Genomic DNA, 21,680 nt, shown 5'->3' on the forward strand with positions numbered 1-21,680 from the left:
AAAGGTCTCGGTTCGAGAACAGTCCGCGGCGCGTCCACCGGACCGTGGTCCTGCGTCGCGGAACGTGCGAGAGTGACGGTCCCCGCCGGTGTGCCACCGGCGGCAGACGTTCCGGATGGGGACGGCACGATCGAGCCGGTGCGCTGTCATCGGCCCTGGTCATGACCACGACGACGCGAGGAAGGAACACATGAGCGCATCAGCGAAGCTGCGGCAGCGGCGCACCCGGTGGCTGGTCGGTGCCGTCACCGTCGCTGCCCTGGCCCTGTCGGGGTGCGGCGGCGGATCCGACGGGAACTCCGGCGGAGGCGGCGAGGGTTCGGCAGTGGAGACCGGTGTCGAGGACATCGGCCAGAACGCCGACCAACTCGACCCGAACGGCACGTTCCGGTACGTGTTCGTGCAGAACCCGTCGACCTTCGACCCGCACCGCTCGGGCAACCCGTGGGACCTGATCTTCTTCCGGCTGGTCTACGACCAGCTGCTGATGGAGGACCAGGCCGGTGAGCTGATCCCCGGACTGGCCACCGAGTGGGAGTTCAACGCCGACCAGACGGCCCTGACCATGAAGCTGCGGGACGACGTCGACTTCATCGACGGCACCCACTTCGACGCCGAGGCGGTCAAGGCCAACATCGAGCGGATGAAGAACCTGCCGGAGAGCACCCAGAAGGGCAATCTGGCCCGGGTCGGCGACGTGCAGGTCATCGACGAGACCACCGTCCAGATCAACCTGACCGGCCCCGGCGGCGATCTGCCGGCGCTGTTCGCCGGCCCGTCCGGATCGATGGTCAGCCCCGCCGCCTTCAGCAATCCGGACCTGGACCAGAAGCCGGTCGGCTCCGGCTTCGCCAAGCTGACCGAGTACGTCCCCGGTCAGGTCTCCAAGTACGACCGCAACGAGGACTACTGGGATCCGGAGGCGGCCAAGGCGGCCAAGTACGAGATCTACGTGCAGACCGCGGCGCCCACCCGGCTGAACATGCTGCAGACCGGCCAGGCCGAGCTGACCTACCTGGACCCCTCGCAGTCGGAGCAGGCCGCGGCGGCCGGGCTGAACACCGCGCCGTCCAAGAGTCAGACCATCGTGTCGTTCAACATGAACCCCGGGAAGCCGCCGTTCGACGACTTCCGGGTCCGGCAGGCCACCGAGCACGCCATCGACCGGCAGGCCATCGTCGACGGGGTGTTCTTCGGCATGGGCAACCCGGTGGCGCAGTACGAGACGCCGGACAGCTGGGCCTACGACCCGGACGTCACGCCGGACAACCCGGAGTACGGCTACGACCCGGAGAAGGCCAAGGCACTGCTGGCCGAGGCCGGCTACGCGGACGGCGTCGACATCGAGCTGCTGGTGCCAAGTCTGGACGACCACCGGGCCACCGCGGACGCCATCGTGCCGATGCTGGCCGAGGTCGGGATCCGGGCCACCACCCGGGTCATCGAGTCGCCGACCACGCCGGTCACGTTCTTCAGCCGCCAGGAGGGCAACGCCTACGCCGGCTTCGGTGCGCCGTTCGCCGATCCGACGACGCCGTACCTGGTCAGCCTGCCCGGGCAGTTCCGCAACCCGTGGAACCTCTCGACGCCCGAGTTCCAGGCGGCCTGGCTGGAGGCCCTCGAGGGCGCCACGCGCGAGGAGCGGCTCCCCGGGATCCACAAGATGATCGAGGAGGAGAAGAAGATCCTGAAGAACTTCCCGCTCCACCAGCACATCCCGCCGAGCGCGTGGACCGACAAGGCCGTCTTCCCCGAGGGCTACCAGGTCGCGTATGCGCCGAACCTGCGCGGGGTGGGTGTCACCGCGTGATCTGACCCCGGGTCGGCTGGTTACCGTGCTCCGGTGACCAGCCGGCTCCCAGCGACGACGACAGGACCGGTGCCGGTGGCGCCGGTCCTGTCGTTGTTGTTCGCCACCGGGTGGGCGGCCAACCACTTCGTGGCGCTCCTGCCGGTGCTCCGCGAGCAGGAACACCTGTCCGCCGGCCTGCTCGCCGGGGTCTTCGGCCTGTACGCGGTGGGCCTGCTGCCGGGACTGCTGCTCGGCGGGTCACTGTCCGACCGGATCGGTCGCCGACGGCTGGCCCTGCCCGGGGCGGCGGTCGCCCTGGCCGGCACCGTGTCGCTGCTCGCCTGGCACGACCCGGCCGGACTGGTGGTCGGCCGGCTGCTGGTCGGGTTGGGCGCCGGGGCCACGATCAGCGCCGGGACGGCCTGGGCGACCGACCGACGCGGCGCCGCCGGTTCCGTCCGCGCCGGGGTGGCGCTCACCGCGGGCTTCGCCGCCGGCCCGGTGGTCTCCGGCGTCCTGGCCCAGTGGCTGCCGGCCCCGCTGGTCGTCGCGTTCGCGCTGAGCGCGGCCCTGTCCGTCGGCGCCATCCTGGCCGCCGCCCGGGTGGACGCACTCCCGCCGCCGGACGGTCCCGTCCCCACCGATCCGGTCCCCGTCCGCCCCCGATCGGCCCACACGGCGCTGGGCTGGGCGCTGCCCGTCGCGCCGTTCGTGTTCACCAGCACCGCCGTCGGGATCGTGACGCTGCCGTCCCGGCTCGAGGGCTCGGTCGGCGGTCCGCTGCCGGCCGGGCTGGGCGCGGGACTGGTCATGGGCACCGGTGTCGTCGCCCAGATGGTGGCGCGCCGGCTGCACGCCGGAGCCTCCGTGGGCGTCGTCGGTGCCACCGCGTCCGCGGCCGGGCTGGCCCTGGTCGCCGCCGTGGTCGCCGACCCGCCGTTGGGCATGTTCCTGCTCGCCGGAACGCTGCTCGGCGTCGGGTACGGCCTGTGCCTGCGTGGCGGGCTGCTCGACCTGGCCACCTGGGCGCCACCGGCTCGGCGCGGCTCGCTCACCGGCGTGTTCTACGTCTGCGCCTATCTCGGGTTCGGGGTGCCCGTCCTGGTGGAGGCCCTGCGGCCGGCGTGGGGCGACCGGCTGCCGCTGCTGGTGCTGGCCGGGGCCGCCGCCGTGGCGGCCGCACACCGCGGGTGGCGGCTGCGTCGGCATCACCACTGACGCCGTCACTGACGACGGCACCGGTGACGGTGCGTCCCGTGGTCGGTTCACGCCTCGGTGCGCCGGGTACCGCACCGGCATCAGCGTCCTCGCTCCTCCCGGAGGTTCCCGTGAGTCCAGCACCCACCGCCGGTCGCTCCTTCGCCGTCGTGACCGGGTCCTCGTCCGGTATCGGTCTGGAGCTGGCCCGCCAGTTCGCCGGCCACCATTTCGACGTGCTGCTGTGCGCCGAGGACGACGGGCTGGAGACCGCGGCCGCCGGGGTGCGGTCCGAGCACCACGACGCCACGATCACCACGCTGCGGGCCGACCTGGCCAGCGACGACGGCCCGGCGGCGCTGGTCCGGCACGTCGAGGCGACGGGCCGGCCGGTCGACGCGCTCGCGCTGAACGCCGGGGTCGGCAACGCCGGGCGGTTCCTGGACACCGGGCTCTCCGGCGACCTGACCCTCATCCGGGTCAACATCGTCGCCGTGGTGCAGCTGGCCAAGCAGCTGCTGCCGGCCATGGTGGCCCGCGGCTCCGGGCGGCTGCTCATCACCGGGTCGGTGGCCGGCACGATGCCGGGCCCGTTCTACGCCACCTACGCCGCGTCGAAGGCCTTCCTGAACTCGTTCGCCGAGGCCGTCCGGTACGAGCTCACGGACACCGGCGTCACCGTCACCGTGCTCATGCCCGGGCCGACCGACACCGGGTTCTTCGACCGGGCCGGGATGCAGGGGACGCCGGCCGCCGAAGGACCGAAGGACGATCCGGCCCAGGTGGCCGCGGCCGGGTTCGAGGCGTTGATGGCCGGCAAGGACTCGGTCGCGGCCAGCACGCTCAAGGACAAGGCGATGGCCGTCGGGGCCAAGCTGCTGCCCGACCGCGCCGCGGCGGCCCTGCAGGCGAAGCTGACCGAACCGAAGGACGGCTGAAGCGGGCGGTTCAACCCCGCCGGGACTGGCGGCGCGGCTGGCGCGGCTGCTCGCCGTCCTTGCCCATCACGAACGACGCCACCAGGTGGTTCCAGGAGCAGGTCCGGCACACCTCGACCTGGTAGACGGAGAACTCGCCGAACGTGCCGGCCATCCGTTCCAGCTCCGCCGGGGTCCTCGCGGAGCCGGCCAGGTGCTTCAACTGGTCGCCGTAGACCCAGTAGACGTGGGTGAGCGGCTCCTTGCGGCACACCGGGCACGGCGTCTCGGTCGGGGTGCCGTGGAACTTGGCCGCCCGGATCAGGTACGGGGACGCGTCGCAGACCTCGGTGACGCCCGTCCGCCCGCGAGTGACCTCCGCGAGGACGGCGCGGCGCTGCAGCGCGTAGTCCACGAGGGCTCGCTGCGTGCGCATCCTCAGGAGGGTACGCCCGGGGTCTGCGGCCCGGCCGGGTGGCTGACCGACGGGATGCACCGCCTCCGGCCTGCGCATCTGCCGTCGCGTCGCCCTGGTTCCACCGGCGACCGACCACCACCGGAGCACGGACGGACCGGCACCGGCGTGGTCGCCGGATGTATCGGAGCGACATATCATGGGCGCCACTCGACCGGGTCCGTCCGGCCGGGCAGCCGCTCGGGAGGAGGTCCGGTGGTCCGTGCGACGTCGTCCATCTACGAGCTGGCCGTGCTGGCCGCCCTGGCCGAGAGCCCAGCCCACGGCTACCAGTTGCGCATCCGGCTGCGGGACGACCTGGGCCTGGTCCGGTCGATCTCGTTCGGCTCGCTCTACCCGTTGTTGCACCGGCTGCAACAGGCCGGGCTGGTGGCCAGCGCCTCCGGTCCGGCCGAACCGGACCCGGCGGCGGACAGCGCCCGACTCACCCGGGCCGATCGCCGCTCCCGGGTGACCTACCGGATCACCGGCGACGGTGAGGCACAGTTGGCCGGCCTGCTCGCCGACGCCGGCCCGCACGCGTTCTCCGACGACGAGTTCGGCATCCGGCTGGCCCTGTTCGGCCGGTTGACGCCGGAGGCCCGGATGCGGGTCCTGGAGGGACGCCGCCGCCGCGTCCAGGCCGAGCGCGACGGTCGTCGCACCGCGGCCAGCCGGGCCGCGGAACGGCTCGACGGCACCGGCCTCGGCGCCGCCGCGGAGTTCCTCCGCCTGGGCCTGGAGGCCAGCGACCGCGAGGTCCGCTGGCTCGACGAGCTCATCGCCCGGGAGCGCACCAGCGCTGCCGGCAGCCCCGGCTGAGGCGTCGCCGACCGGTCGGCGGTCTCACCTCGATGCCGGGATCCCGCCCCTCAGCCCTCACACTCGACAGCAGTACCCGGAAGCAGAAGGAGATCCTTGGTGTCATCCACCGCTACCCGACGATCCGATCGGGCCATTCGCGTCGCCATCGTCGGGGTCGGGAACTGCGCGTCGTCCCTGGTCCAGGGCGTGCAGTACTACAAGGACGCTGATCCGGCGAGCACCGTCCCCGGCCTCATGCACGTCCAGTTCGGCGACTACCACGTCAGCGACCTGGAGTTCGTCGCCGCGTTCGACGTCGACGCCAAGAAGGTCGGGTTCGACCTGGCCGAGGCGATCAACGCCAGCGAGAACAACACCATCACCATCGCCGAGGTGCCGCCGACCGGCGTGACCGTGCAGCGCGGTGCGACGCTGGACGGGCTCGGCAAGTACTACCAGCAGACGATCGCCGAGGCCGACGCCGAGCCGGTGGACGTGGCCGCCGCGCTGCGCGCCGCCGAGGTCGACGTCGTCGTCTGCTACCTGCCGGTGGGGTCCGAGGACGCCGCCAGGTACTACGCGCAGGCGGCCATCGACGCCGGGTGCGCCTTCGTGAACGCGCTGCCCGTGTTCATCGCCGGCACCCCGGAGTGGGCCGAGAAGTTCCGCGCCGCCGGCCTGCCCATCGTCGGTGACGACATCAAGTCGCAGGTCGGCGCGACCATCACCCACCGGGTGCTGGCCAAGCTGTTCGAGGACCGGGGCGTCGTCCTGGACCGCACCATGCAGCTGAACGTCGGCGGCAACATGGACTTCATGAACATGCTCGAGCGTGAGCGGCTCGAGTCCAAGAAGATCTCCAAGACGCAGGCCGTCACCTCTCAGGTGCGGCACGACCTCGGCAAGGACAACGTCCACATCGGTCCGAGCGACTACGTGGCCTGGCTGGACGACCGCAAGTGGGCGTACGTCCGCCTGGAGGGCCGCGCCTTCGGTGACGTGCCGCTGAACCTGGAGTACAAGCTCGAGGTGTGGGACTCGCCGAACTCTGCCGGCGTCATCATCGACGCGGTGCGCGCGGCGAAGATCGCCAAGGACCGCGGGCTGGGCGGCCCGCTGCTGTCGGCGTCGTCGTACTTCATGAAGTCGCCGCCGGTGCAGTACTCCGACGAGGAGGCGCGGGTCAACGTCGAGCGCTTCATCGCGGGCGAGCTGAACGACTGAATGGGGATGACCGGGGCTGACGTCCGGATCGACGCCCCGGGCGCCCTGGACCCGGCGGACGTCGGGACCCGCGTCGAGGCGGCGGTGCGGGCCGTCTCGACCGACCTCACCATGCTGGCCACAGCGCTGGCGGCCGACCCGGAGCTCGCGTTCGACGAGCACCGGGCGGCCGCCGCGGCGACCGCCCTGCTGGAGCACGCCGGGTTCACGGTGGACCGGGGCGTCGGGGGCCTGGCCACGGCGTTCCGGGCCACCGCCGGCAGCGGGTCGCTCGTCGTCGCGTTCTGCGCCGAGTACGACGCCCTGCCCGAGATCGGGCACGGCTGTGGGCACCCGCTCATCGCCGGATCCTCGCTCGGGGCGGCGATCGGACTGGCCGCGGTGGCCGGCCAGCTCGACGTGACCGTGCAGGTCATCGGCTGCCCGGCCGAGGAGCACGGCGGCGGCAAGGCGGTGCTGCTGGAGCGGGGTGTCTTCGACGGCGTGCACGCCGCGCTGATGGTGCATCCGGCGCCGGAGGAGTTCTCGGCCAATCCGGTGGGCACCACCTCGCAAGCGGCCGGGCGGTTCCGGGCCGTGTTCACCGGACAGGCGGCGCACGCGGCCGCCGCCCCGCACCTGGGCCGCAACGCCATGGACGCGGCGACGCTGGCCGGGGTGGCCATCGGGCTGCTCCGGCAGCAGCTGGCGGACGGGCTGCGGGTGTCCGCGTACGTGGTCTCCGGCGGTGCGGCGACGAACATCATCTCGGACCGGGCCGTGGTCGACTTCGAGTGCCGCGCCCTGCTGCTCGAGGACTACCTGGAGCTGGAGCGCCGGGTCCGGTTGTGCTTCGACGCGGCCGCGCTGGCCACCGAGACGACGGTCGCGATCACCGAGACCGAACCCCGGTACGAGCCGCTGCGCCAGCACGAGGGGCTCGGCGCGCTGTGGTCGTCGGCGATCGGCGAGCTCGGTCACCCGGTGCACCGGGCGCCGCTGCCCGGGCTGGCGTCCACCGACATGGGCAACGTCTCGCAGCGCATCCCCAGCCTGCACCCGTGGCTGCCGCTGCCCGGGGTGCAGGCGGTCATCCACTCCCGGGACTTCGCCGCGCAGGCCGCGACCCCGTCGGCCCATCGGGCCATGCTGGACGCGGCGGTGGCGCTGGCCCGGACGGCGGCGGGCGCCGCAGCCGACCCGCAGCTGCGGGTCGAACTGCAGGGCTGACCGGCCCGGTTCAGTCGGTGCCGGCCAGCCCGGTCTCGTAGGCGAGCACGACCAGCCCGACCCGGTCGCGCACGTCCAGCTTGGCCAGCAGCCGGCCCACGTGCGTCTTCACCGTCGCCTCGGCCAGCACCAGCCGGTCGGCGATCTCGGTGTTGGACGCGCCGGTGGCGATCAGCGCCAGCACCTCCCGTTCCCGGGCGGTGAGCACGTCGAGGCGCTGGTCGGGGACCGGGCCTGACGCGGTCGGGCTGGGCAGGGTGTGGCTGAACTGCTCGATCAGCCGGCGGGTCGCGCTCGGGGCGACCACCGCGTCGCCGGCGGCGACCGAGCGGATCGCGCCGAGCAGCTCGTCCGGCCGGGCGTCCTTCAGCAGGAAGCCACTGGCCCCGGCCCGCAGCGCCGCCCACACGTACTCGTCCAGGTCGAACGTGGTCAGCATCAGCACCCTCGGCGCGACCGGCCGGGCCAGCACCTGCGCGCAGGCCTGCACCCCGTCCATCCCCGGCATCCGCACGTCCATCAGCACCACGTCGACCCCGGGATCACCCCCGTCGGCCAGCCGTCCGGTGAGGGCGACGGCCTCGATGCCGGTCCCGGCCTCCCCCACCACGACCATGTCCGGCTGTGCGTCGATGAGCATGCGGAAGCCCGAGCGGACCAGGTGCTGGTCGTCGATCAGGGCGACCCGGATCCCCACCGCACCCGAGGCGGTCACCGGCGACCCGCCCCGACCGGCCCGACCGACGTCGGGACCGGCAGTTCGGCCACCACCTGGAACCCGCCGCCGACCCGCGGCGCCGCCTGCACCGTCCCGCCCTGCAGCACCACCCGCTCCCGCATGCCGGTCAGGCCGTGCCCGCCCTGGTCGAGCGGCTGCCCGGCCCCCCAGGCCGCCGCGCCACGCCCGTCGTCGGTGACCACCACCAGCAGCCGGGACGGGGTGGCCGCGACCCGGACGTCCACCGACGGGTCCGGACCGGCGTGCTTGAGCACGTTGGTGAGCGACTCCTGGACCACCCGGTAGACGGTCAGGCCCAGACCGGCCGGCACCTCGGGCACCGGATCCGGCAACGTGAGGGTGACGTCCAGACCGGTCCGGCGCACCTGGGCGACCAGGTCGGGGATGTCGGTCAGCTGCGGCATCGGTGCGAACCCCGCGTCCGCCGGCCCGCTGCCGCGACCGTCCCGCTCGGCGGCGCCGTCCGGATCCAGGTCCCCGCCGGTGCGCAGGACCCCGATCATCCGCCGCATCTCGGCCAGCGCCTCGCGGCCGGTGTCGGCGATGGTGGCCAGCGCGGCCGGGGCCACCGACGGGTCCACCTCCGACGCCGCCGCGGCCCCGTCCGCCTGCACGATCACCACGGACAGGGAGTGGGCCACGATGTCGTGCAGCTCCCGGGCGATGCGGGCGCGCTCGGCGGCCGCGCTGACCTGCAGTCGCTGCTGGTGCTCGCGTTCCAGCAGCACCGTCCGCTCCCGCGCCGCGGCCAGCTGGTCGGCCGTGCGCTCGCGTCGTTCCCGTTGCCAGCGCCCCAGCACCAGGGCGGCAGTCACCGCGATCACGCCCACGGCGATGCCCAGCACCAGCACGGACGGGTCGTTCCGACCGAACCAGCGCAGCCCGGCCAGCACCGACCCGACGACGGCGGTGGCGGCGGTGGCCAGGCCCCAGCGCCGGTCGGCGATGTGAGCGGCCGCGGTGTGCACCGCCACCAGCACGACCAGGTCGGCCATCAGCGGTCGGGACAGCAACAACACCTGGAGCAGGCAGATCGCCGCGGTCACCCCGACCATGGCCTCGGGCGCGGCCCGCCGGAACAGCAGCGGCAGCAGCAGCGCCACGGTCATCAGCAGCTCGACGGCGGTCGGCTCCCCGGACTGTCCCAGCGTGGGCGCCGACAGCACGAACAGTGCGAGCGCAAGCAGGGCGTCCGGCAGGGTGCGGTGCTCGCCGAACCACCGGGACCACCGCTCGACCATCCCCGCAGGGTAGGTCTCCGGGACGGTCCCGGGCACGGCCCGGCGCTCCGCGGAGCACAAGTCCCGACCCCGGTCGGACTCCGCCCGCCGCAGGTGCGACCCCGGTCGCACGCCGCGGACCTCCGGTCCACCCGCAGCGGGACCGTCCGGCCGGCGAAGACCCGACCGGCATCCGATGTCCCGATCGCGTCCGGTCCATAGCGTCGACGCCGGTCCTGATCACCGATCCCGAGGAGCCGTCCATGTCGACCCGTCCGGGCACCCGTCCGCCGTCCTCCGTCGCGCCCCAGCCGTCCCCCGTGAGCGCGCCGCCGGACGAGACCCGTGCGGACGCCATGGCCTGCCGCGCGGTCGGCCTGACCCGGACCTACGGCACCGGCAGCACCGCCGTCCGGGCGCTGGACGGGGTGTCGGTGGACTTCCCGCGCGGCACCTTCACCGCCGTCATGGGCCCGTCCGGGTCGGGCAAGTCGACGCTGCTGCACTGCCTGGCCGGGCTGGACACCCCCGACGCCGGGCGGGTGCTGCTCGGGGACACCGACCTGACCGGGCTGTCGGACCGTCAGCTCACCGAGGTGCGCCGGGACCGGATCGGCTTCGTGTTCCAGTCGTTCAACCTGCTGCCCACGCTGACCGCGGAGCAGAACATCCTGCTGCCGCTGGACCTGGCCGGACGCCGGCGGGACGACGCCGAGTTCGACGCCATCGTCGCCGAGCTGGGCCTGGGGGACCGGCTCGGTCACCGACCGGCTGAACTGTCCGGCGGGCAGCAGCAGCGGGTCGCGGTGGCCCGCGCGCTCATCGGCCGGCCCGCGCTCATCGTCGCCGACGAGCCGACCGGCGCACTGGACACCCGGACCGGGCAGACCCTGCTCGCCTTCCTGCGGAGCGCCGTCCGGGAGAGCGGGCGCACCGTCGTCATGGTCACCCACGATCCGGTGGCCGCGTCGTTCGCCGACCGGGTGGTGCTGCTGACCGACGGTCGGGTGTCGGGCACGCTCGACGACCCGACTCCGGACGCGGTGCTCGACGCGCTGCAACTGCGCGCTCCGGTGACCCGGTGAGCGGCCGGTCCACCGGGACGGCCACCGGCCGGGCGCTGGCGCAGCTGCGGGCCACCCCGTCACGGTTCGTCGCGGTGACGCTGGCCGTGCTGCTCGGCGTCGGCTTCGTCGCCACCATCGTGGTGTTCACCGGCACCTTCTCCGCCGGACTCCGCGCCTCGGTCGGCGCCGAGTACGCCCGCGGCGATGTCGTGGTGTCCGACGACACCGGCGCCGCCGACGACGCGGAGCGGCTGGCCACGGTGACCGCCACCCCCGGCGTCGCGGCGGCCGCACTGCTGGACCGGGTGTACGCCGAGTTCCGCGCCCCGGCCGCGCAGGGCTTCCTGCGGGTCAACGGGTTCATCGAGGACGACCGGCTGAGCTGGCTGGACCTGCAGGACGGACGCGCCCCGGTCGGACCCGGCGAGGTGCTGGTCGACCGGGTCACCGCGGACCGGACCTCGCTGACCGTCGGCGACGTCGTCGCGCTGACCGTTCCGGGCCACGACGACGGGACCGAGGTGATCGAGGACCGGACGGCCGATGCCACCGTGGTCGGCATCGCCGACAGCTCGGCCTCCGCGCTGGCCGGCGCCTCGCTGCAGGCGTGGGGTGGCCCAGCGCTGTCCGACGCGCTCGAGCCCGACAGGACCGGGTCGCGGATCGTGGTGGCCGCCGTCCCCGGCACCGACGTCGGGTCGCTCATCGCCACCCTGCAGCAGGAGCTGGGCCCGGACGCGATGGTCCGGACCAGCGCCGAGGAGGGCGATGCCGCCGTCGCGTCGATGAGCAGCGACGCAGACGCCATCACCACCGTGCTGCTCGGTTTCGCCGCGGTGGCGGCGGTGGCGGCGGCGATCGTCATCGCCAACACCTTCACCATCCTGGTCACCCAGCGGGCCCGGGCGGTGGCGCTGCTGCGCTGCGTCGGGGCCACCACCACGCAGGTGCGCCGGCAGGTGCTCGCCGAGGCCGCGGTGCTCGGGGTGATCGGCTCGCTGGCCGGCGTCGCGGTCGGCATCGGACTCGGCGCGCTGGCCGCCCGGCTGTTCGACCTGGACGCCGGCGGACTGGCGGCGGATCCGGTGGCGCTGGCCGCGGCGTTCGGCGGCGGCGTGATGCTGACCATCGTGGCGGCCGCGGTGCCGGCCGGCCGCGCGGCCCGGATCGCCCCGCTGGCCGCGCTGCGCACCGTCCCGGACGGGGCCGACCAGCGGCCGCGCCGGATCCGGTCGGTGCTGGCCGGGCTGCTGACCCTGGGCGGCGCCGCGCTCCTCGGACTGGGGGTGGCCACCCCGTCGCTGCTCGTCGCCCTGCCCGGGGGGATGGCCGCCGCGATCGGGCTGCTGCTGTTCACCCCGTGGTTCCTGCCGCCGCTGCTGCGGCTGCTCGGCGGCGTCGGCCGGCTCGTCGGCACCCCGGGCTCGCTCGCCGTGGCCAACAGCACCCGGCACCCGCGCCGGGCCGCGGCCGCCGCCGTCGGCCTCATGCTCGGCGTCGGGCTGATCGTCACGTTGCAGGTCGGCGCGGAGACCGCCCGCGCCTCGATGGACCGGTCGCTGGCCGACCGCTACCCGGTCGACGCGACGCTCACCGCGCTGGATCCCGCCGACCCCGACCTGCCGGCCGACCTGGCCGCGCGGGTGGCGGCCGTCCCGGGTGTCACGGACGTCGTCGCCCTGCCGGGCACCGTCGGCGCCCTGGCCGAACTCCCGGACCAGGGCGAGGTCACCGTTCTGGGCGCCGACCCGGCCGCGGTGCCGTCCCCGCTGGCCACCGACGACGGCACCCTGCTGGTCCCGGACTGGCTCGTCGATCCCTTGTACGGCCAGCTCAGTGCCGGACAGACGGTGACGCTGCAGACCCCGGACGGATCCCGCTCGTTCACGGTGGCCGCCGCTCCCGTCGACGCGCTCGGCGCCACGTCCATCACGTTCGTGACCACCGCGGCCGCGGTCACCGCGCTGACCGGCGCCGCCGGCGCCGACGCGGCGATGGCGGTGTGGGCGTCGATCCCGGAGCTGGACGATCTGGACCGGGCGACCGCGGCCCTCCAGGAGCTGTCGGTCGGCGAGGCCGGGGCCGGACTGCTGCTGGGCGGAGGGGCGCCGGAGCGGGCGGCGCTGCACGAGGCGCTCGGACAGATGCTGCTGCTGGCCACCGGTCTGCTGGCGGTGGCGGTGATCATCGCGCTGGTCGGGATCGGCAACACGCTGAGCCTGTCGGTGCTGGAGCGCACCCGCGAGTCGGCGCTGCTGCGGGCGCTGGGCCTGCGGCGCGGGCAGCTGGCCCTGATGCTGCTCATCGAGGCGGTGTTGCTGGCCGTGGCCGGGACCGTGGTGGGCGTGCTGGCCGGCGTCGGCTTCGGCTGGGCCGGGGTGGCGGCCAGCCTCGGGGAGACCGGCGGGGAGCTGGTGCTGTCGATGCCGTGGGGTCAGCTGGCCGGGGTGCTCGGTCTGGCCGTGCTGGCCGGGATCCTGGCCGCGGTGCTGCCCGCGCGCCGGGCCACCCGGACCGCTCCGGTGACCGCGCTGGCCGACCTGGGCTGAGCGACCTGGACCGACCCGGGTCAGCGACGCGACGGCGGCGCTGACCCGGCTGACCGGTTCAGCTCACCGCTTCCCGGCGCACCGCACGCAGTGGGTGGCCGTCGGCAACGCCTCGAGCCGGCCTGACGCGATGGCGCTGCCACAGCGTTCGCAGACCCCGTACCGGCCGGCGTCCAGCCGGGTCAGCGCGGCCTCGACGTCACGCACCCGGTGCTGCGCAGCCCGGTGCCGACCGTCCAGCCGGGACCATTCGGCCGACAGCGGCGAGCCTTCGGGATCGTGCTCGTCGTCGTCGGACCGATCGAGGCGCAGTCGCCGGATCTCCTGCAGGGCTCGCTGCGTGTCCTGCAGCTCGACGGTCAGCTGGTCCCGCAGGCGCAGCAGCGTGTCTCGCGGGTCGGTCCCTGGATCCGGTGCCTGCACCGTGGTGCTCCCGTTCGTGGCGCGGTGGCTCGATCGGTCGGCGACAGGCCTGTCCGCTCGGCCACCTCGAGCATGCAGGACGATCCCGGGCGGCGGCGGGCGTGGTCGAGTCGTCGCGCAGAGGCTCCGGCCGTGGATCGACCTCGGCCTTCGGTGCTCGTGGCGCTCGTCGCGGTGATCGGCCTCGTCCTGGTCGCCGTCACGGTGCTGGAGCCGCGCGAGGACGCGGTGGTGGAGGGACGAGCGGTCGCCGAGGTGATCGCCGCACCGCCCCGCGTCGGTGACTGCGTGATGGGCGATGTCGCTGCCAGTGCCCAGGGGTTGCGCTCCCGTGCGTTGCCGGAACTGCCGGTCGAACCGTGCACCGGGCCCCGCGACGGCGAGGTGGTCGCCGTCACCGACGACTACCCGGCACCCATCCCGTCTCCCGACGGACCGCCGATGCCAGGGGTCGAGGAGTGTCACGTCGAGGCATCGGCGTACCTCGGCTTCGACCGTGCTGACGCGGCGCCCTCCGACTGGGCGGAGTGGGCCGTGTTCGGGACCGAGCTGATCGGACCGGACGACCGGCAGGCGGCGACCGGACAGACGTGGGCCGCCTGCGTCGTCTTCGACATCACCTCGGAGGGGTACCCATCCGCGCTGTCCGGTTCCGTGCGCGACGTGATCCGTCGGCTCACCCCGGACACGGTGCGGTTCGCGGCGTGCCTCGACCGGTCCGGCGGCGCTCCGGTGAGCTGCACACGTCCCCACCGCGTCGAGATCTTCCGGACGGCCACGGTCCCCGCCGAGCCCGGCGCTGCCGCCCTCGACCGGGCGTGCCGCGACCTGGTCGCCGCAGCGACCTCGATGCCGGATCCGACTGCGGGAGGAGCGTTGACCATCGCGGCCGGCTCCGATGACCGTTCCGTCGTCAGCATCGAGGTCGGCGAGCTGGTGCGCTCCACCGACTGCTCGGTGACCGTCACCGATCCGGACCGGTTCCTGACCACCACGCTCCGTCACCGCGGAACGGCACCGCTGCCGCTGAGCTGACCACGGCCGGCCGCGGACCCGGTGGCGGATCCGAGTCGGGTCCACCGTCAGGCCCGTTCCTCGGCCACCCGCTTGATCACCTCGAGCATGGTCGACCACTGCTGCGCCGAGTGTTCGGCCTCCTCGGCGGAGGCGTTGTTGTCCTGCTCGAGGGTGAGGTGGGTGCCGCCGCCCCGTTCGGCCAGTTGGTAGACCAGCGTGTGGTGGTTCGACGGTTCGTCGGCGGTCCCCGACATCGGGCTCCAGTGCGTCATCGACAACCGGCGGTGCGGCTCGACGGCCAGGATCTGCCCCTTGTCCTGGAACGGCCGGCCCTGGAACTCCCCCGTCCAGGTGATCGGGCTGCCGGGCGTCCAGTCGGTGTCCACCTCGGCCCCGAACATGGCCTGCTTCACCGCCTCCGGCTCGGTGAGCGCCGCCCAGACCGCACTCGGCGGCGCCTGGATGTCGATCTCGGCGGTGGCGACGTGACCGGTCATGGTGACCTCCGGCGGTCTGGGGAGCATCGGGACGGTGCCGGAGCCCATGGTGCGCCGGAGACGATCGGTCGGCCAGCGGTGGCCGGAGCGACCTGGTCGGCTCACCCGGAGGGGCGGGTCTGACCCCGGGGATGTCGGGTCTGACCCCTGACGTGCGAGGTCAGACACACCATTGCGGGGTCCGAGCTGATGCCCCGGGATCAGGCTGTTGCCGGGTCCGGAGTTGACCGTCACGACCGGTGCATCCGGGCCCAGAGCTCGTCCAGCCCCTCCAGGACCGCGATGACGACGCATCCCCCGATCACGGCGCCCAGGGCGATGAGCGCCGAACCGAAGCTCCAGTGCAGGCCGACCGTGAACGTCGCCGCCTCGTGGATCGACACCGCGATGGTGATGGTGGCGGCGATGAGGCCGAGGGCCAGGTAGGGCGGCATCCACCACCACCCGACGACCAGCAGCCCGAGCAGGACGGCCGCGGTCCCCAGCACCCGCGTCTCGGTGGGCTGCACCGGGAGGAACGCCCACCAGGTCACCAGGACGGCCACCACCAGCAGCGCGGACTCGATCGACCAGGAGACCGCGCGAGGGCGGGCACGGACCGGGCTCGTCCGGTTGAACAGCGGACCGGACATCCGATGGGAATGCGTGACCATTCCGGAACGGTGCCGCATCACCTGATCACCGGCAACCGGAGATCACCGGCGTGTCCATCGCGATCAGGTCACGTTCTCGGCGCATTCCATGGGCCGCATCGCGAATTCCCCCGATCGGCCGACGGTCTGCACCGGACCGTGATTCTCGTCGTTCTGTTCGAGGATCGGCGCACGAGGCGCTGGACTCCGGAAGCTGATTCGTCCGGACGGGGCAGGCGAGGATCGTCGCACTTCGGGTCGCGAATCGTCCGCGCACCGCATTCCTTCACCGTCGTTGCCGCTGATCAGCCGGGACGGCAGGGTGGTGATCATGGACGGACGGAGAACACACCGCCCATGGTGGGTGGCGGCTGATTCCTTGCCCGACGCCAGGACATCGATCATCGCGCCGGCGGTCGGCGTCGCCGCCTTCACCGTCATCGTGGTCGGTGGTGATCGATCTGTCGTCGCGGTGACGTTCCTGGTGCTGCTGAGCGCATTCCTGGTCTCCGCGGTGGCCACGGTCGTGCTGTACCGACGGCACCCCGAACTGGAGCGACTCGGGTCACCGTCCAGCACCCGGATGGTCACCGGGCGGGCCGGTCGGCGCGCTCGCCGCCGCTCGGAGGAGGCCGGCCGATGACGCCCGCACCGTGGTGGTTGCTGACCACGTCGCGCGCACAGGCCTGCGCGAGCACCGGGGCCGGCGTCCTGTGGCTCGCCATTCCGGCGCTGATGGTCCTCGACCCTGATTGGTCGTTCGAGCTCGTCGTCTGCACGGTCATGGGCGTCGCAGTGATCGGTCTGTCGGTCGCGACGCTCGTCAGCCTCCGACGCCGGCCGGAGGTGCGGCGCACGCCCCTCGTGTCCATACCGATCAGCCGGCGGGGATCCGACGCCTGGGTGGTGATCAGGATCGCCGGGTGGGCGCTGGTCGCTGCGTCGGTCGTGGTGTTCGCCGTCACCCTGCGGGGCGAGGGTGACCCGTCCTGGGTGTCCGTGCCGGCGGCAGTCGTGCTGCTGACGGTGCTGAACGCCGGCGCGCAGCTCCGCCGGCCGATCGTGGACGGCGCCCTCGAGGCGACCAGGGCACCGGTGTCCGGTCACGAGTGCCCCGGGCCGACCCGATGACCAGCATGGAACTGGCTCGCCGGCCGCGATGGGTCGCCGCCGAGACGACCAAGGACGCATGGCGGACCGCGCTCGCTCCGAGCTTCCTGCTGATCAGTGCGATCATCCAGCTCAGCAGTCGCGGTCCCTCGGCCTGGACGATCGGCTTCCTCATCCTCGTCGCGCTCATGTTGCTGCACGCCCTGGCCACCGTGATGTTCTTCCACCGACATCCGGAGCTGCAGCGGACCGGGCCACCGCCGACACCCACCCGGCGCAGCGTGGCGCTCTGGCTGGCCCTGGCAGGTGCCGTCTTCGTCGCCGGTGTCGTTCTTCTCGCGATCGGGGTCGTCAAGGTCGGCGCCGTGGTCCTGATCGTGGGCGTCGCGCTGTCGGCGCCGGCCGTCGTGACCGCGTTCCGACTGGTCGACGCGGGCGGCCGCCGATGACCCCGGCCCCGTGGTGGCTGCTCACCACCGTCCGACGCTGGGCCGGGTTGGCCGTGGCGGGTGGCGCGGCCGGCGTGGTGTTCGCGCCGTCGAACATCTTCGGCGGGGAACGACCCTGGACCAGGTGGGGTCCGATGGCTGTCCTCGGAGTGCTGGTGGTCGTCGCCGGAGCGGCCTCACTGATCACCCTCATCCGTCGACCGGAACTCCGCCGCTTCCGGTTCACGGACCTGCCGATCAGCCGCCGCGGCGCCCGCACCTGGCTCATCCGGATCGTGGCGCTCGTCGTGATGCTCGGAATGTTCGTCCTGGCCGCGGTGGACCCGGGGAACGCCGGCATCCCCTGGCTGTCGGTGGCGACCCTGTTCGGGATCCTGGTCGGCTGGGCGGTCCACCCGCAGCGGCGTCGGCCGGTCGTCGAGCCGGCCCGTCCCGCACCGGCGCCCAGCCCTCACGGGGACGTGGTGTCATGAGGAGCACCGTTGCCGTTGCTCCTGGATCCGAGGTGGTCACCGTGGACCGACCGATGTCGCGCCGGCCGTGGTGGACGACCGGCGCCACCGCGGCGGACGCCCGGCGATCGCTCATCCTGCCGGCGCTGGGCGTCGTCACCTTCGCCGCGATCGTGCTGATGGGCGACCGCTCGTGGATCGCCATCGCCTTCCTGGCCCTGGCGGCGGCGTTCCTGCTGGCCGCGATGGCCACCGTCCGCCTGTACCGGCGCCGCCCGGAGCTGCAGCGCCCGGGCGCACCGGCACCGACCCGGCACGCGGCATTGCAGCGCGCTGTGCGGCCGGAACGGCGGCAGCGCGACGAGGGGCCGTGATGACGCCCGCGCCGTGGTGGTTGTTGACCACGTTCCGGCGCTGGGCCGGGATCGTCGCCGGCATCGGCGCGGCAGCACTCATCGGCCTGGTCTGGGTACTGCTGGCGCGCGACCGTTCCTGGTCTCCGGCACTGCCGATGATGATCATCAGCGCGATGGTGCTGGTCGTCGGCGCAACCTCATTGGCCACGCTCGCCCGGCGACCGGAGTTGAGGGGGTACCGGTTCCAGGACCTCCCGATCACTCGACGCGGCGCCCGTGCCTGGCGGGTCATCTGGATCCTCGGCCTTGTCGTGGTGATCGGCCTGATCATCCTCGGCGTCGTCGAGCTGCGCTCCGACGACAGGGTCGGCTGGCTCCCGGTGGGAACCTTGCTCAGCTGCCTCCTGAGCCCGACCGTGCACGCGCAGCGCCGGCGTCCTGTCACGGACGACCGGGCCGGCGCGGCAGCGAGCCTCGTGTACCGCCCCTGACCTCAGGGGACGATCGACACCATCTTCCCCGGCACCACCACGACCTTGCGCGGCGCGGCCCCGGCCAGCAGCTCGACGATCTTCTCGTCGGCCAGCGCGGCCGCCTCGATGTCCGCCGCGGCGGCGTCGGCCGCGACCTGGATGCGGGACCGCACCTTGCCCTTGACCTGGATGGGCAGCTCGACGAGATCCTCGACCAGCAGGGCCGGATCGGCCTGCGGGAACGGTCCGTGGGCCAGCGAGGCGTCGTGCCCCAGCCGCTGCCACAGCTCCTCGGCGATGTGCGGGGCCAGCGGCGCCGTCATCAGCACCAGCGCCTCGGCCACCTCCCGCGACACCGGCACGTTCGCCTTGGTCAGGTGGTTCACCATGACGTTCAGCTTGGCGATCGCGGTGTTGTAGAGCATGCCCTCGTAGTCGGCGCGCACCCCGTCGATGGTGCGGTGCAACAGCTTCGCCGTCTCCGCGTCCGGTCCGTCGTCCACCACGGTCAGCTCGCCGGTCTCCTCGGAGACGACCGACCGCCAGAGCCGCTGCAGGTACCGCTGCGAGCCGACCGCGTCGCGCGTCGACCAGGGCCGGGACGTGTCCAAGGGTCCCATGTTCATCTCGTACATCCGGAACGTGTCCGCGCCGAACTGCTCGCACATCTCGTCCGGCGTCACCACGTTGTTCAGCGACTTGCCCATCTTGCCGTACTCCCGGCCGACCGGCTTGCCCTCGAAACCGAAGACGCCGGGCGAGGTCTCGACGACCTCGGACGCCGGCACGTACACCCCACGCTCGTCGGTGTACGCGTACGCCTGGATGTAGCCCTGGTTGAACAGCCGGCGGAACGGCTCCTCGCTGGTCACGTGCCCCAGGTCGAACAGCACCTTGTGCCAGAACCGCGAGTACAGCAGGTGCAGCACGGCGTGCTCCACCCCACCGACGTACAGGTCGACACCGCCCGGGTCTCCGGCGATCCCGTCCCGCTTGCCCATCCAGTACTGCTCGACCGCCGGGGCGCAGAAGGTCTGGTCGTTGGTCGGGTCCAGGTAGCGCAGCTCGTACCAGCACGACCCGGCCCATTGCGGCATCACGTTCAGCTCACGACGGTAGGTCTGCAGCCCGTCGCCGAGATCCAGCTCCACCGTGGCCCAGTCGGTGGCGCGGGCCAGCGGCGGGACCGGCTCGGACTCGGCGTCCAGCGGATCCAGTTGCTGCGGCGCGTAGTCGGTGACCTCCGGCAGCTGCAGCGGCAGCAGTGCGTCGGGCAGTGCGTGCGCGATCCCGGCCCGGTCGTAGACGATCGGGAACGGCTCGCCCCAGTAGCGCTGCCGGCTGAACAGCCAGTCCCGCAGCTTGTACTGCTTGCGGGCGAAGCCGAAGCCCTTGTCCTGCAACCACTGAGTGATCCGCGCCTTGGCCTCGACGACCTCCAGGCCGTCCAGCGACACCTCGTCGTTGGCGCTGTTGATCGCGGCACCGGCGCCGGTGTACGCCTCGTCGGCCGGGTGGTCCGACGGTGCCTGCACGGTGGCCACGATGGGCAGGCCGAAGACCGTCGCGAACTCGTGGTCGCGCACGTCGTGCGCGGGAACGGCCATGATGGCGCCCGTGCCGTAGCCCATCAGCACGTAGTCGGCCACGAAGATCGGCACCCGGGCACCGTTCACCGGGTTGACGCCGGAGGCGCCGGTGAAGACGCCGGTCTTCTCCTTGTTCTCCTGCCGATCCAGCTCGGACTTCTGCGACGCGGCCAGCCGGTAGGCGGCGACGGCCTCGGCCGGGGTGGCCGCCCCGCCGGTCCAGCGCGGGTCCGTGCCGTCCGGCCAGGCCGCGGCGGTGATCGCCGGCACCAGCGGGTGTTCCGGCGCCACCACCATGTAGGTCGCGCCGAACAGCGTGTCCGGGCGGGTGGTGTAGACCTCCAGGGCAGCGTCCGGGTCGGCGTCGGCGATCGGGAAGCGCACCTGCGCCCCGGTCGACCGGCCGATCCAGTTGCGCTGCATCGACTTCACCGAGTCGGGCCAGTCGAGCCGGTCCAGGTCGTCCAGCAGCCGGTCGGCGTACGCGGTGATCCGCATCATCCACTGCCGCAGGTTCCGCCGGAACACCGGGAAGTTGCCGATCTCCGACTTGCCGTCGGCGGTGATCTCCTCGTTGGACAGCACGGTGCCCAGGCCCGGGCACCAGTTCACCGGCGCCTCGTCGACGTAGGCGAGCCGGTGACCGGTGAGCACCGCGTCCCGCTCGGCGGCCGACAGGTCCGTCCACGCCCGTCCGTCCGGGGTGGGTCGGGTGCCGGCCTGGAACTCCGCGACCAGCTCCGCGATGGGACGGGCGCGGTGGGCGTCCTCGTCGTACCAGGCGTCGAACAGCTGCAGGAAGATCCACTGCGTCCAGCGGAAGAACTTCGGATCGGTGGTGGCCACGCTGCGCCGCTGGTCGTGCCCGAAGCCCAACCGGCGCAGCTGCGCGCGGTAGCGGGCGATGTTCTCCTCGGTGGTCACCCGCGGATGGGTGCCGGTGCGCACCGCATACTGCTCGGCCGGCAGCCCGAAGGCGTCGTAGCCGATGGTGTGCAGCACGTTACGACCGGTCATCCGGGCGAACCGGCCCAGCACGTCGGTCCCGATGTAGCCCAACGGGTGCCCGACGTGCAGTCCCTTGCCCGACGGGTACGGGAACATGTCGAGCAGGTACAGCTTGTCGGCCGGCACCGCACCGTCCGCCGGAGCCAGCGCACCGACCGGGTTGGGCGCCTCGAAGGTGCCGTGCAGCTCCCAGAAGTCCTGCCACTTGGCCTCGATCGACCCGGCCAGGGCCGCGGTGTAGCGGAACCGGGGGGCGTCCCCCGGCGCATCACCGTGGCCGGCGGCGGTGGTGGTGCTGGTGGCGGTCATGGCGATCTCCTCGACTCCGGTGGTCACCGGCGGCCCTGCCTCGAGCGCACTGCCCGCTGCGGGCACAAAAAATCCCTCCTGATCTCAGGAGGGATCGCCGCGCTCCGACGGTCGGGGATCGACCCGCCGATCAGCGCGGCTGCACGAGCAGCGGAACCGTGACCACGCAGGTCAGTCTACCCGCCGGGGCCCC

Annotated in this window: 23 protein-coding genes; 15 read left to right on the top strand and 8 right to left on the bottom strand. The window is 73.0% G+C overall.

The window, feature by feature from the left end:
- The first annotated feature begins 190 nt into the window (after nt 1–190).
- The 3 genes from JL106_RS16700 to JL106_RS16710 all read left to right on the top strand — a co-directional run bounded on the left by JL106_RS16700 (nt 191) and on the right by JL106_RS16710 (nt 3,927).
- Complete coding sequence (locus JL106_RS16700) at nt 191–1,810, top strand: ABC transporter substrate-binding protein (RefSeq protein ID WP_205261883.1); 1,620 nt, start codon at nt 191–193, stop codon at nt 1,808–1,810.
- Nucleotides 1,811–1,843: 33 nt separating this feature from the next.
- Entirely contained in the window at nt 1,844–3,010 is a 1,167-nt protein-coding gene (locus JL106_RS16705) for an MFS transporter (protein WP_205261884.1), read from the top strand.
- A gap of 110 nt (nt 3,011–3,120) precedes the next feature.
- Nucleotides 3,121–3,927, top strand: coding sequence for an SDR family NAD(P)-dependent oxidoreductase (locus tag JL106_RS16710; RefSeq protein ID WP_205261885.1), 807 nt, complete (start codon nt 3,121–3,123; stop codon nt 3,925–3,927).
- A 10-nt stretch (nt 3,928–3,937) separates the two neighbouring features.
- Here the strand turns inward: JL106_RS16710 and JL106_RS16715 are convergent, their stop codons facing one another.
- The gene (locus JL106_RS16715) at nt 3,938–4,342 is read right to left on the bottom strand and encodes a DUF5318 domain-containing protein (protein WP_205261886.1); all 405 of its coding nucleotides are present in this window, start codon (nt 4,340–4,342) and stop codon (nt 3,938–3,940) included.
- A gap of 234 nt (nt 4,343–4,576) precedes the next feature.
- Between JL106_RS16715 and JL106_RS16720 the strand changes: the two genes are divergently transcribed.
- From JL106_RS16720 to JL106_RS16730, 3 genes are all read left to right on the top strand, one after another.
- Nucleotides 4,577–5,182 carry a PadR family transcriptional regulator gene (locus tag JL106_RS16720; RefSeq protein WP_328842550.1) on the top strand — a complete coding sequence of 202 codons (606 nt, stop codon included), beginning with the start codon at nt 4,577–4,579 and terminating at the stop codon, nt 5,180–5,182.
- Between the two features lie 99 nt (nt 5,183–5,281).
- Nucleotides 5,282–6,388 carry an inositol-3-phosphate synthase gene (locus tag JL106_RS16725; RefSeq protein WP_205261887.1) on the top strand — a complete coding sequence of 369 codons (1,107 nt, stop codon included), beginning with the start codon at nt 5,282–5,284 and terminating at the stop codon, nt 6,386–6,388.
- Between the two features lie 6 nt (nt 6,389–6,394).
- Nucleotides 6,395–7,597 carry an amidohydrolase gene (locus JL106_RS16730; RefSeq protein WP_205261888.1) on the top strand — a complete coding sequence of 401 codons (1,203 nt, stop codon included), beginning with the start codon at nt 6,395–6,397 and terminating at the stop codon, nt 7,595–7,597.
- Nucleotides 7,598–7,607: 10 nt separating this feature from the next.
- On the opposite strand, the gene JL106_RS16735 is transcribed toward JL106_RS16730, so the two are convergent.
- The gene (locus JL106_RS16735; RefSeq protein WP_328842551.1) at nt 7,608–8,312 is read right to left on the bottom strand and encodes a response regulator transcription factor; all 705 of its coding nucleotides are present in this window, start codon (nt 8,310–8,312) and stop codon (nt 7,608–7,610) included.
- Nucleotides 8,309–9,577, bottom strand: a complete 1,269-nt coding sequence (locus JL106_RS16740) for a sensor histidine kinase (RefSeq protein WP_205261889.1) — start codon at nt 9,575–9,577, stop codon at nt 8,309–8,311. Before JL106_RS16740 ends, JL106_RS16735 begins: the two co-directional genes overlap by 4 nt.
- A gap of 242 nt (nt 9,578–9,819) precedes the next feature.
- On the opposite strand from JL106_RS16740, the gene JL106_RS16745 reads away from it, so the two are divergent.
- Nucleotides 9,820–10,641 carry an ABC transporter ATP-binding protein gene (locus tag JL106_RS16745; RefSeq protein WP_205261890.1) on the top strand — a complete coding sequence of 274 codons (822 nt, stop codon included), beginning with the start codon at nt 9,820–9,822 and terminating at the stop codon, nt 10,639–10,641.
- Nucleotides 10,638–13,172 carry an FtsX-like permease family protein gene (locus JL106_RS16750; RefSeq protein ID WP_205261891.1) on the top strand — a complete coding sequence of 845 codons (2,535 nt, stop codon included), beginning with the start codon at nt 10,638–10,640 and terminating at the stop codon, nt 13,170–13,172. The genes JL106_RS16745 and JL106_RS16750 overlap by 4 nt, the downstream gene beginning before the upstream one ends.
- Nucleotides 13,173–13,235: 63 nt before the next feature.
- On the opposite strand, the gene JL106_RS22210 is transcribed toward JL106_RS16750, so the two are convergent.
- Entirely contained in the window at nt 13,236–13,595 is a 360-nt protein-coding gene (locus JL106_RS22210) for a TraR/DksA family transcriptional regulator (protein ID WP_205261892.1), read from the bottom strand.
- A 132-nt stretch (nt 13,596–13,727) separates the two neighbouring features.
- On the opposite strand from JL106_RS22210, the gene JL106_RS16760 reads away from it, so the two are divergent.
- On the top strand, nt 13,728–14,630 hold the full coding sequence (locus tag JL106_RS16760; RefSeq protein ID WP_205261893.1) for a septum formation family protein: 903 nt from the start codon (nt 13,728–13,730) through the stop codon (nt 14,628–14,630).
- A gap of 47 nt (nt 14,631–14,677) precedes the next feature.
- Here the strand turns inward: JL106_RS16760 and JL106_RS16765 are convergent, their stop codons facing one another.
- From JL106_RS16765 to JL106_RS16775, 3 genes are all read right to left on the bottom strand, one after another.
- Nucleotides 14,678–15,109 carry an SRPBCC family protein gene (locus JL106_RS16765; RefSeq protein WP_205261894.1) on the bottom strand — a complete coding sequence of 144 codons (432 nt, stop codon included), beginning with the start codon at nt 15,107–15,109 and terminating at the stop codon, nt 14,678–14,680.
- A 230-nt stretch (nt 15,110–15,339) separates the two neighbouring features.
- Nucleotides 15,340–15,762, bottom strand: coding sequence for a hypothetical protein (locus JL106_RS16770; RefSeq protein WP_205261895.1), 423 nt, complete (start codon nt 15,760–15,762; stop codon nt 15,340–15,342).
- A 63-nt stretch (nt 15,763–15,825) separates the two neighbouring features.
- Entirely contained in the window at nt 15,826–16,074 is a 249-nt protein-coding gene (locus tag JL106_RS16775) for a hypothetical protein (RefSeq protein ID WP_205261896.1), read from the bottom strand.
- A 31-nt stretch (nt 16,075–16,105) separates the two neighbouring features.
- Here JL106_RS16775 and JL106_RS16780 point away from each other — a divergent pair, with 31 nt between their 5' ends.
- The 6 genes from JL106_RS16780 to JL106_RS16805 are packed head-to-tail and all read left to right on the top strand — an operon-like array spanning nt 16,106 to nt 18,599.
- The gene (locus tag JL106_RS16780; protein WP_205261897.1) at nt 16,106–16,384 is read left to right on the top strand and encodes a hypothetical protein; all 279 of its coding nucleotides are present in this window, start codon (nt 16,106–16,108) and stop codon (nt 16,382–16,384) included.
- On the top strand, nt 16,381–16,872 hold the full coding sequence (locus JL106_RS16785) for a hypothetical protein (protein ID WP_205261898.1): 492 nt from the start codon (nt 16,381–16,383) through the stop codon (nt 16,870–16,872). The genes JL106_RS16780 and JL106_RS16785 overlap by 4 nt, the downstream gene beginning before the upstream one ends.
- A gap of 5 nt (nt 16,873–16,877) precedes the next feature.
- On the top strand, nt 16,878–17,300 hold the full coding sequence (locus tag JL106_RS16790; protein WP_205261899.1) for a hypothetical protein: 423 nt from the start codon (nt 16,878–16,880) through the stop codon (nt 17,298–17,300).
- Nucleotides 17,297–17,773 (top strand): hypothetical protein, encoded by a 477-nt coding sequence (locus tag JL106_RS16795; RefSeq protein WP_205261900.1) that lies wholly within the window; start codon nt 17,297–17,299, stop codon nt 17,771–17,773. Before JL106_RS16790 ends, JL106_RS16795 begins: the two co-directional genes overlap by 4 nt.
- Before the next feature lie 41 nt (nt 17,774–17,814).
- Nucleotides 17,815–18,126, top strand: a complete 312-nt coding sequence (locus JL106_RS16800; protein ID WP_205261901.1) for a hypothetical protein — start codon at nt 17,815–17,817, stop codon at nt 18,124–18,126.
- The gene (locus JL106_RS16805) at nt 18,126–18,599 is read left to right on the top strand and encodes a hypothetical protein (RefSeq protein ID WP_205261902.1); all 474 of its coding nucleotides are present in this window, start codon (nt 18,126–18,128) and stop codon (nt 18,597–18,599) included. Before JL106_RS16800 ends, JL106_RS16805 begins: the two co-directional genes overlap by 1 nt.
- A gap of 2 nt (nt 18,600–18,601) precedes the next feature.
- Here the strand turns inward: JL106_RS16805 and leuS are convergent, their stop codons facing one another.
- Complete coding sequence (gene leuS / locus JL106_RS16810) at nt 18,602–21,487, bottom strand: leucine--tRNA ligase (protein ID WP_205261946.1); 2,886 nt, start codon at nt 21,485–21,487, stop codon at nt 18,602–18,604.
- Nucleotides 21,488–21,680 lie beyond the last annotated feature (193 nt).

The sequence above is a fragment of the Nakamurella leprariae genome (genome assembly GCF_016918035.1).
GTDB lineage: Bacteria > Actinomycetota > Actinomycetes > Mycobacteriales > Nakamurellaceae > Nakamurella > Nakamurella leprariae.